The sequence below is a fragment of the Ralstonia sp. 22111 genome, assembly GCF_052045895.1.
GTDB classification, from domain to species: Bacteria; Pseudomonadota; Gammaproteobacteria; order Burkholderiales; family Burkholderiaceae; genus Ralstonia; species Ralstonia wenshanensis.
Map to the genome: position 1 here is coordinate 232,764 of NZ_JBQEPR010000003.1, position 16,237 is coordinate 249,000.

The 16,237-nt window shown below is 63.4% G+C and carries 11 protein-coding genes; 4 read left to right on the forward strand and 7 right to left on the reverse strand.

What is annotated here, in order from left to right; genetic code table 11:
• Positions 1–141: 141 nt before the first annotated feature.
• A complete protein-coding gene (locus tag ACTJK4_RS10065; protein ID WP_440477312.1) occupies positions 142–2,181 on the reverse strand; it encodes an oxidoreductase in 2,040 nt (679 codons plus the stop codon).
• Positions 2,182–2,288: 107 nt separating this feature from the next.
• Positions 2,289–2,471 (reverse strand): hypothetical protein, encoded by a 183-nt coding sequence (locus tag ACTJK4_RS10070; RefSeq protein WP_440077298.1) that lies wholly within the window; start codon positions 2,469–2,471, stop codon positions 2,289–2,291.
• 110 nt (positions 2,472–2,581) lie between these two features.
• On the opposite strand from ACTJK4_RS10070, the gene ACTJK4_RS10075 reads away from it, so the two are divergent.
• From ACTJK4_RS10075 to ACTJK4_RS10090, 4 genes are all read left to right on the forward strand, one after another.
• Positions 2,582–3,562 carry a tyrosine-type recombinase/integrase gene (locus ACTJK4_RS10075; RefSeq protein WP_440817833.1) on the forward strand — a complete coding sequence of 327 codons (981 nt, stop codon included), beginning with the start codon at positions 2,582–2,584 and terminating at the stop codon, positions 3,560–3,562.
• 166 nt (positions 3,563–3,728) lie between these two features.
• Complete coding sequence (gene galE, locus ACTJK4_RS10080; protein ID WP_440077296.1) at positions 3,729–4,754, forward strand: UDP-glucose 4-epimerase GalE; 1,026 nt, start codon at positions 3,729–3,731, stop codon at positions 4,752–4,754.
• Positions 4,755–4,792: 38 nt separating this feature from the next.
• A complete protein-coding gene (locus ACTJK4_RS10085; RefSeq protein ID WP_433867940.1) occupies positions 4,793–6,220 on the forward strand; it encodes a PAS domain-containing protein in 1,428 nt (475 codons plus the stop codon).
• 174 nt (positions 6,221–6,394) lie between these two features.
• A complete protein-coding gene (locus ACTJK4_RS10090) occupies positions 6,395–7,936 on the forward strand; it encodes a methyl-accepting chemotaxis protein (protein ID WP_440077295.1) in 1,542 nt (513 codons plus the stop codon).
• A 120-nt stretch (positions 7,937–8,056) separates the two neighbouring features.
• Here the strand turns inward: ACTJK4_RS10090 and ACTJK4_RS10095 are convergent, their stop codons facing one another.
• From ACTJK4_RS10095 to ACTJK4_RS10115, 5 genes are all read right to left on the reverse strand, one after another.
• A complete protein-coding gene (locus ACTJK4_RS10095; RefSeq protein ID WP_004627393.1) occupies positions 8,057–8,365 on the reverse strand; it encodes an H-NS histone family protein in 309 nt (102 codons plus the stop codon).
• Between the two features lie 412 nt (positions 8,366–8,777).
• Positions 8,778–10,865 (reverse strand): putative bifunctional diguanylate cyclase/phosphodiesterase, encoded by a 2,088-nt coding sequence (locus ACTJK4_RS10100; RefSeq protein ID WP_433867941.1) that lies wholly within the window; start codon positions 10,863–10,865, stop codon positions 8,778–8,780.
• A gap of 303 nt (positions 10,866–11,168) precedes the next feature.
• On the reverse strand, positions 11,169–12,422 hold the full coding sequence (locus ACTJK4_RS10105) for a helix-turn-helix transcriptional regulator (RefSeq protein WP_232039710.1): 1,254 nt from the start codon (positions 12,420–12,422) through the stop codon (positions 11,169–11,171).
• Between the two features lie 131 nt (positions 12,423–12,553).
• Positions 12,554–14,227, reverse strand: a complete 1,674-nt coding sequence (locus ACTJK4_RS10110; protein ID WP_232039709.1) for a ShlB/FhaC/HecB family hemolysin secretion/activation protein — start codon at positions 14,225–14,227, stop codon at positions 12,554–12,556.
• Positions 14,228–14,495: 268 nt separating this feature from the next.
• Positions 14,496–15,965 carry a collagen-like triple helix repeat-containing protein gene (locus ACTJK4_RS10115; protein WP_440077294.1) on the reverse strand — a complete coding sequence of 490 codons (1,470 nt, stop codon included), beginning with the start codon at positions 15,963–15,965 and terminating at the stop codon, positions 14,496–14,498.
• Positions 15,966–16,237: the final 272 nt, after the last annotated feature.

Sequence of the window (16,237 nt, forward strand, 5' to 3'; positions counted from 1 at the left end):
GTGATGCGCCTTTTCACGCAAGAACCGGGCCGACCGCGCCAGCCGTTGTCATTTCGGCATTCGCGGTGGTTTGGCGGTGGCGGTCAGATTGTAAAAACAGCCACGTGATGCAAAACCTTCATATGGCGCGTGACCGATACGTCATAACGATGCGGCCAAGCGGGTGCCTTGGTTGATGGCACGCTTGGCATCGAGTTCGAGGGCTTCGTCAGCGCCGCCAATGACGTGCACCTTGGCTCCGCCCGCCTGCAGCGGCCCGACCAGTTCACGCAGCGGCTCCTGCCCTGCACACAGCACGATGGAATCGACCGGCAGCCATTCGGCGGCTTCGCGTTTTTCGCCGTAGCTCACGAGCAGGCCTTCGTCACTGATGCGCTCGTAGTTGACGCCGCCGACCATGCGCACGCCCAGGTTTTTCAAGCTCGTCCGGTGGATCCAGCCGGTGGTCTTGCCCAGGCCGCCGCCGAGTTTGCCGGCGCGCCGCTGCAACAGGATGATCTCGCGCGCAGGTGTTTGCGGTTCTGGCCGGATGCCATCGACACCGCCACGCACTTCGGTCGGATCACCCACGCCCCATTCGGCGCGCCAGGTTTGCAGATCCAGCGTGGGCGAGTGGCCATCGAGCGCCAGGAATTCCGCCACGTCGAATCCGATGCCGCCTGCGCCGACAATCGCCACGCGCTTGCCCACCGGCTTCCGATGGCGCAGCACATCGATGTACGACAGCACGCTCGGATGGTCCTGCCCCGGGATTTTCGGGTTGCGCGGCGATACGCCCGTCGCGATGATGATTTCGTCGTATTTGGCTGTCAGCAATTGCTGCGCATCCACGCGCGCACCGAGGCGTGGCGTCACGCCGGTGGCCTCCACCCGGCGCTTGAAGTAGCGCAGCATCTCGTGAAATTCTTCCTTGCCCGGAATCGTCTTGGCCATGTTCAACTGGCCGCCGAGTTCCTGGGCTGCGTCGAAGAGATCGACCGCGTGCCCGCGTTCGGCCAGCGTGATGGCTGCCGACAAGCCCGCAGGCCCTGCGCCCACCACCGCAAACCGCCGCTTGGCGGGCGTCGGTCGAATGACGAGTTCGGTCTCATGGCACGCACGCGGGTTGACGAGGCAGCTCGCAATCTTGGCCTTGAACGCGTGATCCAGGCACGCCTGGTTGCAGGCGATGCAAGTGTTGATGTCCTGCGCGCGGTTCGTGGCGGCCTTGCGTACGAAGTCGGCATCGGCCAGCAGCGGGCGCGCCATCGAGACCATGTCGGCGCAGCCATCGGCCAGCACGGTTTCGGCCACCTCCGGCGTGTTGATGCGGTTGGACGTCACCAGCGGAATGCCGACTTCGCCTTTCATCTTCTTCGTCACCCATGCAAAGGCCGCGCGCGGCACGCTCGTCGCAATGGTCGGGATGCGTGCCTCGTGCCAGCCGATGCCCGTGTTGATGATGGTGGCGCCCGCGCGCTCCACGGCCTTGGCGAGCTGTACGACTTCTTCCCACGAGCTGCCGTCGGGGATCAGGTCGATCATCGACAGGCGATAGATGATGATGAAATCCTTGCCGACCGCCTCGCGCGTGCGCTGGACGATTTCCACGGGCAGGCGCATGCGGTTGGCATAGCTGCCGCCCCAGTCGTCCGTGCGCTTGTTGGTGTGCGTGACGAGAAACTGGTTGATGAAGTAGCCCTCGGAACCCATGATCTCGACGCCGTCGTAGCCGGCTTCACGGGCCAGTTGCGCGCACCGCACGAAGGCGCGGATCTGCCGCTCGATGCCGCGCGCGGACAACTCGCGCGGTGTGAACGGGCTGATGGGCGAGCGCAGCGCCGTGGGCGCGACAGCGAACGGGTGGTAGCCATAGCGGCCGGTGTGCAGGATCTGCAGGGCGATCTTGCCGCCTTCCTCGTGCACGGCGTTGGTGACCGTGCGGTGGCGGCGGGCCGCGCCATGTGTGGCCAGGCGCCCGGCAAAGGGCTTGGTCCAGCCTGCAATGTTGGGCGCGAATCCGCCCGTGACCATCAGCCCGACATCGCCGCGCGCCCGCTCGGCAAAGTAGGCGGCCAGCCGGTCGAAGTGGTTGCCATCTTCCAGCCCGGTGTGCATCGAACCCATCAGCACGCGGTTCTTGAGCGTGGTGAAGCCAAGGTCGAGGGGCTGAAGCAGGTGGGGATAAGGGGAGGAGGGCATGTCCGGCGCAGGAGGAGGCGCTGCGATGATGTGGAAACGCGCCGGACGGTAGCACCCAAGCGCCCGTTGGAACAACAGGGCGGGGTTCTAGATGTGTGGTGTGCGCGTCAGGATTTTTCCGACTTTTTCGGGTCGTCTTCGGTTGGCTTGCCGAGCAGCGCTTTCAGCAGTTTGTTCTGGGGAATCGCCTTGCCGGTGCCTTGGCCGGGCTTGCCGGTGCGCTGGGCATCGCGCTTGAGATTGTTGGCGATCTTGAGGCCCTTGAGTTTTTCGAGGTCGGTTTTCTTCACGATGGGGTCCGCAATGGGATACAGGAGCTGCGTGTTACGCTCGGCAGGATACGCGAATTGCCACACCCCCGGTCCGCCCACAGCCGTTTTTCAGCATTTCCACTACCGCATTGACCGCATTCACGCCGCCCGCCACGCCCGTTCCGGATCTGTTCCAGCCCAGCCTGCAAGACTGGGCCGAGCGGCCCGCGCAAGCCTTCGAACATTGGCTGGCCGCACGCGGCTATCGCGAATCGTCGGCGACGGTATATCGCGCAATGTGGCGCAAATGGCTGCGCTGGGCCGAGTCGCACCAGCGCGCATTGGCCGATTGGAGTGCCGGCGACATCGCTGCCTTTCTCGATGAATCGGGCCTGACCAAGCTGCATCGCTACCGTTACGCGCGCCTGATCGAGCGCGTCTTCCATCAGATCGAACAACAACGTATTGGCACGCACAACCCTGCAAGCTCTGCGGTGCAGCAGAAGTTGGCCGAAGGTGAGAACGATCCGACCACGTTCCTTTCATTGGCTGAACGTGCGGCAATCGAGGCGTCACTGGAGGTGGGCGCGCACGCCAGCGAGGCCGCCGCCAACGCCAGCGCGTTCAAGCTGGCGCGCGACCGCGCACTCGTAGCCGTGTGCCATGGCGCGGGGCTGAAGGTCGCGCAGGTGCAATCGTTGCTGCTCCGCCAGGTTGATGAGGCGCTGGAGTCAATCACCGTCGAGCGCCCGCGCGGCCCGTCGTACAAGGCGCCCGTGCTTGAAGCTGCGCGCCCCGCGCTGGCCGCCTGGCTGGCGGTGCGCGCACACGCAGAGGTGCCGGGCGAGCGCGTGTTCGTCGCCGATGCGGGCGGGCGCGTCATGCACGCGGCGTCGGTGTACCGGCGCGTGGAGGCATGGCTGGCCGCGCTGCCGGCTTTGCTGCACCGCAGCGAACGGCTGTCGCCGCAGACGCTGCGCAATGGCTACACCGCCGCGCTGTTCGACGCAGGCGCGGACCCTGCTGAGGTGGGGTACGCACTGGGCCTGCGCGATGCGACTTCGGCGTGGCGTCTGCGCGCGGCCTATGCTGAGTGGCAGGCCGCCGCGCATCCCGATGGCCAGCGGTAGTGCCGCTTTGTGGGCAGTCAGGCTTCAACAGCCCGCGAACCGTTGGCGGGCTTTGCTATGATCGCGCTGTTTTGCGCGCTGCGGAGCAGGTCGGCGCAGCGTAGAACGACGATGCCGGGTCCGAACCGGCACGCTGGCTCTCTCCTTCCTCGATACCTCGCACCCCATGACAGAAACCATTCTGCTGACCGGCGCTACCGGCTACATCGCCTCGCACACCTGGGTTGAGTTGCTGGACGCGGGCTACCAGGTGATCGGCCTCGACAACTTCTGCAACAGCAGCTCGACTGTGCTGTCTCGCATCGAGCAAATCACCGCCAAGACACCCAAGTTCGTTCAGGGCGACGTGCGTGACCGCCGCTTGCTCGACGACCTGTTTGCCAGTTCGCGTATCTCGGCTGTCATCCACTTTGCGGCGCTCAAGTCGGTGGGCGAATCGGTGCAGAAGCCGCTGGCCTATTACGACAACAATATGGGCGGGCTGGTCACGCTGTGCGCGGCCATGGGGCATGCGAATGTGCGCCAGCTTGTGTTCAGTTCGTCGGCAACGGTGTATGGCAATCCGCATACCGTGCCGATCACCGAATCGTTTCCGCTCTCGGCCACCAACCCGTACGGCCAGACCAAGGTGATGGGAGAGCAGGTGCTGCGCGATCTGGAGATTTCCAACGCCGCCTGGCAAATCGCTTATCTGCGTTATTTCAACCCGGTGGGGGCACACCACAGCGGCCTGATCGGCGAAGACCCGCGGGGCATCCCCAACAACCTGATGCCGTACGTGGCACAGGTGGCGGTCGGCAAGCGAGAGAAGCTCTCGATCTACGGGGGTGACTGGCCCACTCCGGACGGTACCGGCGTGCGCGACTACATCCACGTGGTGGATCTGGCGCGCGGGCACCTGTCGGCGCTCGACACGCTGCGCCGTGACAACCGCGGCTTTACCGTCAACCTCGGCACGGGCCGTGGATATTCGGTTCTGGAAGTCGTGGAAGCCTACAAGCGCGCCAGCGGCAAGCCGGTGCCGTATCAGATCGTGGATCGGCGCCCCGGCGATATCGCAGCGTGCTATGCCGATCCGGCACTGGCGGCCTCGCTCTTGGGATGGCGCGCGCAATACGGCATCGAGCGCATGTGTGAAGACTCCTGGCGTTGGCAGAGCATGAATCCGGACGGTTTTCAAACCCGTGGCTGATTCATTGAAGTGCCCGAACCAACTGGAGACGCCCCTCCGTGGATGAGGCGTTCATCGCTCACCTGATCCGTACGCTGGCGCATGCACTGTTGCCGGCGTTGCTGCCATTTGTCGTGGCCTGCGCGGCGGGCAGCTTGCTGCTGCGGTTGCTCGATGACTTGCGCAGCGCGATGGCCCCGCGCACGCGCGTGCCGCTGGTCATGACGGCGTTGCTCTCGGCGGTTGGGCTGTGGGCGGTGCCGCTGCTGCCGCTGCTTGCGCACTGGCCCTTGCACGAAAACAACGCGGTGCTTGTGATGACGCTGGCTTCGTTCTGCTGGAGCCTGGCCGTTGCGGCATTGTGGTGTGTGCTGGGCGGCCGTGCAGGTCTGATGCGCGCCATGTTGCTTGGCGTGTTGCTGAGCGTAAGCGGGCCGATCGCGGTGTTGCTGCTGGCCGGCGTGACAAGCTTCAGCGCCACGGCTTGGGAAGACGCTGGGCTGCTCGCTATCGTCATGGTGCTGTCGGCCATGGGGTGTGCGGCGGCGCTGCAGTTTGCGCTTTCGGCACGATCGGGGGCGACTGGGGTGGCGGTGCGTCGCCCCGGCGTGAGTCTGTTTTTGAGCGTGCTGTTTGGCACCGCATTGACGGTGGATGCCGTGTACACGGCGTCGCTTGCAGGCGCGTTTTCACCGCTTTCCGCCACGCCGGGCAATGCGCCCGCTGGGTTGCGGTTATTGCTGGTGATTGGCGCGGTTGCAACCGTGCTGGCTGCGTTGCTGCTGGGCTATCGGGACCGCGCTACGGGCGACACTGCCACCGCCATCGCGGCGCGCGAAATTCGTCTGCGCAAGGAAACCGTACAAGCGCTGAACGACCTGGAGCAGAGCTACCGCCGCCGCGAAGCAGAACTCGTTGCACGTCATCAACTGCTGCTAGACGGCGCAGATGTCGGCCTTTGGGAGTTCGATCTGGTCACGCGTGCCGCGCAGTTTTCCGCCCGCTTTGCCGCGATGCTCGGCTATTCGCTGAAGGAGATTGGCCCAAGCACGAGCGAGTATCTCCGCCTCGTGTATCCGGATGATCTGCCCATGGTGCTCAATCGCATCCAAGCACATGTTGACGGCAACACGCCCGCATACGTGGCTGAATTCCGCATGCGGCACAAGGATGGGAGCTATCGCCAGATTGCTGCACACGGCGTTGCGGTGCGAGACGCCGGTGGCCATGCCGTGCGCATGGCAGGGTCGCATATTGAGGTGACTGCAAAAGCAGCCTCGGCAGAAGTTGCCGTGTCAGCAGCTTCGATCGCTGCCGAAGCACCTGAAACGCTTCGTCGTCATGGTTTGTGGGAGTCCTGGACACCCGTCGACCCTCCCGCCGCAGAAGCCGTCGCATCGCAAAAGGAATCGACATCAACGCCCGTGCCCGCTACAACCTCCACAGGCGGCACGCTTCCGAGCATCAATCCTGACGCCTTGCGCTGAGGCGTCTTCTTTCCCTTTCTCGCTGGCGAACGGGTGCTTGAGTACATGTCCTACTCAAGTTTTTCGCGTTTGTGTTCGATAGCTCAAGCAGAGCGCGTGTAATCGCGCCAGGGGAGCGCCGCAAACGGCATGCGTGCCATGCGCGGATACAAGAAACGCTTGGAGGGAAGGAAGATGAATCGACTCACGCTTCGTCAGAAGCTGTGGCTGCCGCTCGTCCTGAGTTGGCTTTGTCTGTTGTTGATCACGTTGTGGAGCGCCTGGGAAACCCGCACCCTGCGTCTGGAAGAACGCGAGCGCGACTTGCAGAACATCAGTGAATCCGTATTCAGCATCATCAAAGACTACGGACAGATGGCGCAAGACGGCAAGCTTACCGCTGACGAAGCGCGCGCCCAGGCCCTCGCGCGCATCAAGGTGATCCGCTACGGTAAGGATGGCTACTTCAGCATTAACCAGACCAACTCGGTGATGGTGATGCACCCGATCAAAGCCGAAATGAACGGCAAGGACATGTCGGGTTTTACCGATCCGGCAGGGAATCATCTGTTCCAGGAAATCTCTCGCGCGGGCAAGAGCGGCGGCGGTTTTGTCGATTACCTATGGCCGAAGCCCGGCGCGGAGGCACCGCAGCCGAAGAAGAGCTACGTGCTGTATTACCAGCCGTGGGATTGGTGCCTCGTCACGGGCACCTACATGGACGACATCGCGACCGAATTCCGCGCCTCGCTCGTCAAGGCGCTGGGGCTGCTGTTTGGCGTCGGCTTCCTGATGACGGTGGTGGTCGTGGCCGTTACCCGCAGCCTACAGCGCCAGTTGGGGGGCGAGCCGGCCTATGCTGCCCATATTGCCGGCCGCATCGCCGCAGGTGATCTGGCTGTGCAAGTTGAAACCCGCTCGGGCGACCGCGACAGCATGCTGTTCGCCATGTCGCAGATGCAGCAGCAACTGACCGGCACGATTGGCGACATCAAGAATTCGGCGGATTCCATTGCCAGCGCCACCAAGCAGATCGCCGCCGGCAATGCCGACCTGTCGCAGCGGACCGAGCAGCAGGCCTCGTCGCTGGAGGAGACGGCGTCGAGCATGGAAGAGCTGACGAGTATCGTGAAGCAGAACGCTGATAACGCGCGTCAGGCAAGTACGCTGGCCGTCAACGCGTCGGATATTGCAGTCAAGGGCGGCGAGGTGGTGGGGCGCGTGGTCGAGACCATGTCCGGCATCAACGAAAGCAGCAAGAAGATTGCCGACATCATTGGTGTGATCGAGGGCATCGCCTTCCAGACCAACATCCTGGCGCTGAACGCTGCCGTAGAGGCCGCGCGCGCGGGCGAGCAAGGCCGCGGCTTTGCTGTGGTGGCAGGCGAGGTGCGCAGCCTGGCGCAACGCTCAGCAAGTGCGGCCAAGGAGATCAAGGAGCTGATCGGCGATTCGGTGGGCCGTGTGCAGAACGGCTCGGCGCTGGTGGAAGAGGCCGGTGTGGTGATTCAGGACGTGGTGACTGCCGTCAAGCGCGTCACAGACATCATGGGCGAAATTTCCGCGGCGTCTGACGAGCAGAGTTCCGGCATCGAACAGGTCAACCAGGCTGTGAATCAGATGGACGAAGTGACGCAGCAGAATGCCGCGCTCGTGGAGCAGGCGGCGGCCGCAGCGCTGTCCCTGGAAGAGCAGGCGCAATTGCTGCGCACGGCAGTGGGGCGTTTCCAGGTATAACCCCGCTTGACCTCTGTCACGCAGAAATGCAAAAGGCCGGCAAATTCGCCGGCCTTTCTCTTTTGTGGTTTCCGGCGCGCCTCTTTGTGCGGGCTCGGAATGCTGCGCTGAAAGCGCTGCTCAGGCAACCAGAAAATCCTCCATCTTCCGGCCCGACGACAACTCCTTTACCAGCCAGCCCGGTCGCTTGCCACGACCCGTCCAGGTATTGCCGTTGTTGTCGCGGTAGCGCACCGGCACCTTGCGGCCAGCCTTCTTTGAGGCCACTGCGCCCTTGGCGCCAAAACCGAGGTCTTCGGCGGTCAGGCCGTATTCCACGATCTTGTGCTTGATTTCAGCAATCACCGTTGCTTGTTCATTTGCCCGGAGTTCATCGGCTTGGCGCTGCAGTTCAGAGATCTTCTGAACGATTTCCTTGTAAGTCGGCATTATGGATTCCTCAACATTGCAATTGAAACATGGGCACGCTCCCCGTAGCCCAGGGCATTATAACGACTTTGCAGGTGAGAATTGAATTTCGTTAAGACCTCATGTCAACGGCGTGGATCTTTTGCTGCGCCGCTTTTGCGCAAACCCCTATGTGGCGGGCGTTTGCGGGGTGTGTCGAAATCGTAAACATATGAACCATTGCAAAACCATTGGGCTGTATTGCAATCGATGCAGCGCACTCTCTACGCAATCCCGACACAATTCCTTTCTTATGTGACTGCTTCATTGCTTCGGCAATCGCATCTGCCATTCACCTAATATTTCCGAATATGAAGGTGAAAGGTTGCTGAAAGGTTGTGTCGAATGCATCAAACCGGCGCATTTTCTGTGCCGCCTTTTCGAGTTCGACTGTTCAGGCGTACTCGATTCCAAGCAAGCCCTGAAAATCCTTGGCCGGCATGGGGCGGGCCAGCAAATAGCCCTGCACCTGATCGCATTGCAGACTCACCAGCGCCTGCATTTGCGCTTGGGTTTCCACGCCTTCCGCCACCACCGTCATGTCCAGCGAGTGCGCCATCGCGCAGATGGCGCGAATGATGGCGGCCGCCTCGGGCGGGTTGTCGTCGAGTGCAGAGACAAACGCGCGATCGATTTTGATCTGCTGGGCGCGAAAGCGCTGCAGATAACTGAGGCTGGAATAACCGGTGCCGAAATCATCGATGGCCACCTCGAAACCGAGCGACTGGATCTGACGAATGGCGGCAATGCTCTGGCCGGCATCGCGCATGGCCGCCGTCTCGGTAATCTCGAACATCAACCGATGCGCGGCAACCTGATAGCGATGCAGGATCTGCGACAGACGCTGCACGAGATCGGGTTGCTGGAATTGCCGTGGCGAGAGGTTGACGGCAATGCGCTGCGGCGGCATGCCGAGGGCATCCCAATGCATGATCTGGCGGCAGACTTCTTCGACCACCCAATCGCCAAGTTCGACGATGGTGCCGGTGCGCTCGGCCAGCGGGATGAACTCCGCCGGAGACACGGGGCCGAGCTCCGGATGATTCCAGCGCAGCAGTGCCTCGGCGCCGGTCATTGCCTGGGTGCGTGCATCGTACTTCGGCTGGTAGTGCACCGAGAGCTGCCCGTTGAGCGCTGCATGCGAGAGCGCACGTTGAATCTGTAGCACGCGGTGCGCGGTGGTGTTCAGGCGCGGCTCGAAGAAGCGGTAGGCGTTGCCGGTGGACTGCTTGCAATCGAACATGGCCGTGTCGGCATGTTCAAGCAGCGTGTCTGCCGTCGCGCCGTTGTGCGGATGCACGACTACGCCAATGCTGGCGGTCGCGCGAAGACGCCGACCGTCCACCTCCACCGATTCACGCAGGCGAAACAGCAGTTTGTCGCCGATGGTGGCGGCAGATTCGGGTAGCGCCAGGCCTTCAACGAGGATGCCGAATTCGTCGCCGCCAAGGCGTGCCACGGTGTCTTCGCCGCGAATGGTCTGGCGCAGGCGCTCTGCAATGATCTGCAGCACGCGGTCGCCCGCGTTGCGGCCGTATTGATCGTTGATCTGTCCGAAGTTGTCGAGATCCAGATAGAAGAGGGCAAACGGACGCCCGCGCCGTGTGGACGACAGAATTGCCGCCTCCAGTGCTTCGCGTAGATGCAATCGGTTCGGCAGGCCGGTCAGCGTGTCGTGGAGTTGAGGCCGGGGCGTTTGGTTTGCCACGCGTGCCAATGATGCTTCCAGGTGCGCCTGCGCCGAGTCGACACGCGTTTCAAGCATCATCAGCACGGCATGCACGCCCAACGCGATCAACACACCGCCGGCGCTGAGCATGATGACGGGCACGATATGCATCGTCGACTCATCTGCCGGCCATGCGGTGGCACCCGGCCACAACACAAGTGACAGCACAGCCGTTGTGGCCAGCACGGCCGCAGCGCGTGCACGCAAACCCACGGCGGCGCGGCGCTGGGCGGGTGGCATATGAAACGCCATACACATTGCCAGACACACGCCTGCGCCAAGCACCAGCGTGCCGCCGCCCCAGCCCAGCAGGGCGCGGCGCAACGGTAAGGCCTCGTCATGCGCCCACGGGCGATTGAGATACAGCTCCATCGTCAACAACCCGATGCCAAGCGCCACGGCGCCCATGGCAACGCTGCGTCGTTGCGGAGCCTGTGCGCCATTGGAAGACGACGTGTCCGGCAACACGATGGAGAAAGTCGCCAGCGATGCAGCCAGCGCAGTCATGAGCGTTGCCGCAATCGGCGCGAATATGGGTGTGCCGACCTGCCGATGCAGGCCAAGCTGGCCGAGCCAAAGCCCCGACCACAACCCAATGCCAAGAATGGTGGCGCAGGCAATGCGCCAGTTGCGGCGTTTTGCGACCGTCGAGCCCCCCGGCAGACGTGTCGCAGCGTCCAGTGCGGCAAACGTGGTCAGCCCCGTGCTGACCCACGCAAACAGCAGCAGCGCAATATGGAAATCGTTATGCATGCGAGCGCATCCGGCGCGGCCCCCCGATCTACGACCAGCGCCTAGTCTGTGTTTTGCGGCGAGGATAGCGCAAAAACCTGTCGTTTCAGGCCGCGAAAAGGTGCGTTTGTTGCGCGCTATTCACAGAATGCGTCGGGATCATTCGCGGCTACCGCTTCGCATCAAGCAGGCATGCGGCGCCGCGCCTGTCTTGAAAGATCGGCAGAAACCACCGAAACGTGAGCCGGGTATACGCGGATGGCTCGACGCCCGTGATTGGGCGTCGGCAATCAGGCGAAGCAGGAAGGGGAATCGAGCGCGAACTTACGCGTTCAGGCGGCCGCGCCTGCGCGCGGTCGGGGTGGCGGCACCTGCACGTTCCAGATCGACGCTGGGCAGCAGATGCAGCAGGCGCACGAGTTCTGACTGGCGATGCGTGCCGGTCTTGCGCAGGATGTCGCGGATATGCACGCGCACCGTGTGAAGCGAGAGGAATTCGCGCTCGGCAATTTCCTGCAGGGTTTCGCCCGCGGCCAGCCGCGCCGCGACGATGCATTCCTTGTTGGTCAGGCCGAAGAGCGAGGCGAGCACGCCGGCGTCCATGACCGAGCGCGCCTCGGAGTTGCCGACCAGCACCAGCGCCAGCGGCGAAGCCCAAGTCGAGCGCATCGCATCGGAGGGCGCAAGGGGCGTAGCAATGAAAGGCACCGGGCGGCCATCGCGCGCCAGGTACATCCACGAGCCGGCTGCGCCTTGTACGCCGAGCGAGCCGGCGGCCTGTTCGATGAGGTTGCGCAGTGCAGCGTCGTGCGTGTGATCTGCCGAGTGCAGCAAGCCGCCATCGAGCGACAGACGGTCGTCGCCCGTCGTCATCGTGCGCGCCCAGGCATTGGCGTATTTCACGCGCATGGTGCGCTCGATGACCATCACGCCGAAGTCCAGCGTATCCAGGCCGGCCATCCCGAGTGCGGCGAGTTCGTTCAGCTCCAGATTGCGCTGCTGCATGCGCGCAGCCCGCTGCAGGTGCGGCAGCACGCGTTGAAGGCGTGTCTCGCGCTCGATGGCGCTGACTTCCGACAGATCGTCGTCGCGCGTGCGCAGACGCATCGTGACGCACATGTCGGGCGTATCGATCAGGGTCATCGAGGCCGACGGCGTCTCTTCAGGTTGCCCGGCGTTGATCAGTTGCGCGTCCTGGCAGAAGGCGTTGCAGTGACCCGGCTGCGGACAGTGTTGGCACCAGCCCGACGAAACGCCGTGACGCGGCGTATCGGTGTGCTTATCCCAAACGAAATAGTGTGCGCTTTCGGCGCCGGCGTAGACGGAGAGCAGGGCCAGGGCGATCGGCATCTGCGCAGGCTCGAGTACCGCCTCGTAGATGGTATCGACGAGGCGATGGAATTCTGCGTCATCCGATAGACGTTGCAGCATGATGGCCCCCGGTGCGTATTGCGACAGCTCAGAGTGCATTCCCTTGCTGTCGGCGTGTTGCGGCGTGATGCCGCCGTCGCTGTAATGATTATTGTTGTTCTGCGCGACTTCTGTGGTAATCGGCAACTCTTTGGAAAAACTTAACATTCCGCTTTCGATGCTCCCAAATTCCGGCGGCGATGTATCCCCCCCTTGAGAGGGGAGTATGGTCGACTTTCAGCGCTGAAAATATAAAAAATATAAAAAGTTCGTTCACATGTTCACGATGGCGGCGCGTGTCAGTTGAACTGATAGGTGTAGGCCGCGTTGAACCGCAGGCTGCGAGAGCTGGAATTGATCGGTTTGTCGCCGACCGGTCGCGCGATCGCGAGGTCCAGCGTGTAGTACTTCCGATCGGAGAAGCGCACACCCAGCGCGATCGATCCGAGCTGATCATGCACGAGCGTGCTTGCGTTTGAATAGACCTTTGCGGTGTCGTACAGCACGTAGGGCTGCACGGTTTTCAGGTAATCCATCGATACCTGGAAGGCACGGTTGAGTTCGACCGACGCACCCCAGCCGCGATCGCCCGCCACTTCACCGGCCGGATAGGCGAGGCCAAAGAAGCGCCCGCCAAAGCTGATCTGTTCCGATGACGGCAGCACCGCGCCGCTGTACTGCGCGGCACCCGACACCACCACGCCAAAACCCAGGGGCAGGTCGTGGGCTTCGCTGGCGGTGATGCGCGTGCGCAGGAAGCTCAGGTCGACGTTGTTGTTAACCGATTTGCCTGCGCCCAGGCTGTTGATACCTTGGTACAGGCCGAGCGACGCACGGCGCGTTTCACCGGGCTTCACCTCGGTGTACAGCGCTTCGGCGCCGGCCACGCGCACCTTGGCATCGAGTTCAGTTTGAGCAAAACCGGGGTTTTGTGGCGTATAGCGCTGTTTGTCGTCGTTGCCGTAGAAAGTGCCCGTCACCGTCAGACTGCGCGAGTTCGACAGCAACACCGGATAGCTCAACGACAACCCAAGCCGCTGCGTGTCGGTCAGGTAGCGCGATTGATAGCCCAGTTGCTCCAGCGGCAGATTTTCGGGCATGCCGCGATAGTGCGACCACGTGAGCTTCGCAAGCAGCCCATCGGTGCCGATCGGCTGCGCCCAGGTTGCGGAGTAGAACGTCTCGTGATCGGACCCGCGCGGTTGCAGCGTCGAGACGGTGATTTGTTCCCCTAGCGGCGTCACGCTATTGAGCGTGCCCGTGATGATTGCCCGCACACCCGGCGAGCGGTATTCGACGCCCGTGCCGATCGTGTACGGCTGGCGCTTCACGTTCAACACGAGCTCGCTCGCGCCATCGGTGGTGGTGGGCGGCTGCACGGTCGCGGTGATCTGCACGCCGGGTTGCAGCGCGAGCACACCCGTCACGCGCTCGAAGGTTTCGCGGCGCAGGGGTTTCTCATTCATCAGGCGCTGCGAAATTTCGCGCAAGCGGCCTTCCAGCGGCCCGGGTGTGCCCTCGATGCGCATGCGGGCCACATAGCCTTCAACCACCGTGACGCGCACGACGCCGCCTTCAAACGTCTGTGCCGGCACAAACGCAAATGAGAGCGGGAAACCGCGGTCGGCATACAGCTTGGTGACATCGTTCGCGGCCTGCAGCAGTTGCGCGACGGTGATGTCGTGCCCGGCCAAGGGTGCGAAATGCGCGGCCACCTCGGGGAAGGGTAGCGTCTTGACGCCTTCGATCTGGAACTTGGTCGGTGTGAGATGCGTGGCAAGCAGATTTTCCAGCGCCGGGTTCGGCCGCTGCACTTCTACCTGGATCTTCTGCTGGGGCGGGCGGGACGTATCGACTTTGGGAAGCGTGTCGATCGGGTTGCCTTGGTTGGGGCTGCTTTGTGCCCAGCTCAATGCCGGGCCGGTCAGTGCTACGCCTGTGGCCAGGGCCAACCGCATGGTGGTGGTCCGCACGCCTGTCTCCTCCGTGGTTTTCGTTTGTGGTGTCGCGAAGCCGTGCAGCCGCGCGTTGCATCAAACGATAACCGCGAGACATGGTGCTTTACAACAAGACACATAGAGGGAGCGTTCACGCGACGCAACGGCCCAGGTAAATACTGGGATGCGTCGGTGCGTGGCAGCCAACCCAATGACGATGCCGCATTGCGCGGCATCGGTGCGTTTGAAACATGACAGCGGCGGACTGGCGTGATAGCCGGTCCGCCGAAGCGCAGAGCCTGGATCAGCGGGGCGTGCCGCCCAGTGCGGTGCCCACCGTGCCCAGCAGACCGCCCACCGCGCCAGTGACCGGCGCCAGCGGCGTGGCCCCGCCGGCCGACGCCAAGCCCGTGCCTACCGTGGTGACCACGTTGCCAACCGGAGCCGTGAGCGTGCTGACGGGGCCGAGCGGGTTGCTGGCACCGCCCGCTGCACTGCCCAGGCCGCCCAGTGCGCTAGTAATGGGCGCCAGCGGGTTGGCGCCACCCGCGCCGCCGAGACCACCAAGTGCGCCGGTGATCGGAGCGAGCGGGCTGCTGCCGCCCGTCGCGCCACCCAGGCCGCCTACCAAACCCGTGATCGGAGCCAACGGATTGGCACCGCCAGCGCCGCCAAGACCGCCGAGTGCGCCGGTGATCGGAGCGAGCGGGTTGCTGCCGCCCGTCGCGCCTCCCAGGCCGCCCAGCAAGCCTGTGATGGGAGCCAGCGGATTGGAGCCGCCCGCGCCGCCAAGACCGCCGAGTGCGCCGGTAATCGGAGCCAGCGGGTTGCCGCCCGATGCCGTCGGCGAATACACCACGCCGCCCAGCGCGGCAACCGTGTTGCCCGTGGCCGTCACCACGCCACCCAGGCCGCTCACCACTGGAACGTTCGCTGCGGTGAGGGTCGTGCCGCCATTGGCCACCGCGCCGCCAATCGTGCCCAGCAGCGTGTTTGCCGGCGACCCGAGGCCCGTGGTCGCGCCCAGTGTCTGCGTACCGCTGGTGATCTGCGAGGTCAGCGGCACGATGGCCGTGCTCAGCTGCTGCGTGAGTTGCTCGACGGGGCCACTCGACAGCGCTGTGCCCAGCGTGCCGCCCCCGTTTGCAACTGCTTGACCGACTTGCGTGACCACGCCTGCCAGGGGTGTTGTCACCGGAGCCAGCGGCGCCAACGGGCCAGTGCCAAGGTTATTGACCAACGTGCCGGCGCTCGTGACAGTGTTGCCTGCGCCGGTCACCACATTCCCGAGGCTGGAAACCGTGGTGCCCACCGGATTGGCGTTGCGGCCGATGCTGCCCAACCCGTCCTGTACGCCCGTGCCCAGCGCCGAAACCGTCGCGCCGGCGTTTTCAACCACACCGCCCAGGCCGGTCTGCACGCCGCTCAGTTGCGAGGGCAGCGGTGCGGTGGCGATGGTCTTGCCGAGGCCGCTCACAGTCGATCCGGCCGCCGTGACGATGCCGCCCGTGTTGTTGAGGACGGCGCCAGTCGGCGTCAGCGGAGCGGGCGCCGGCGTCGGGCTGGGGGACGGCGAAGGAGAGGGCGACGGGGAGGGGGACGGCGACGGCGAAGGCGAAGGCGTCGGCGTTGAACCGCTGCCGTTGTTATTGGAGCCGCCGCCGTTCGAGCCTCCCAGCGAGCTGCCCATGTCCCCGGAGCCGGAGCTGGCGCAACCACCCAAAACCAACAGGCTTGCCATGGTGGCGGCCAGGCACTTGATGTTCTTATTCATGATGGATCTCCCGTTTTAAAAGTCCGCTTTAGTCAGCTGGAAAATGTCTCACTGTCGATGTGAGGTGGCCGGACTCTGCAAACGGTGTGCCATGTCGCCATTATTACGCATTGCGTAATGGGCTCTCGGAATTTGCTGTGCTTGGCTCAATAAAAATGGAGAGATTGTGAAAACTAATCCGAATATGGGATTTACATACCCCACCAAAGTGGGGGTTAAACGTTTGCTCATGGGGTTATGTCCGAGGTGAATGTGTTCCCGTGTCACGTTAC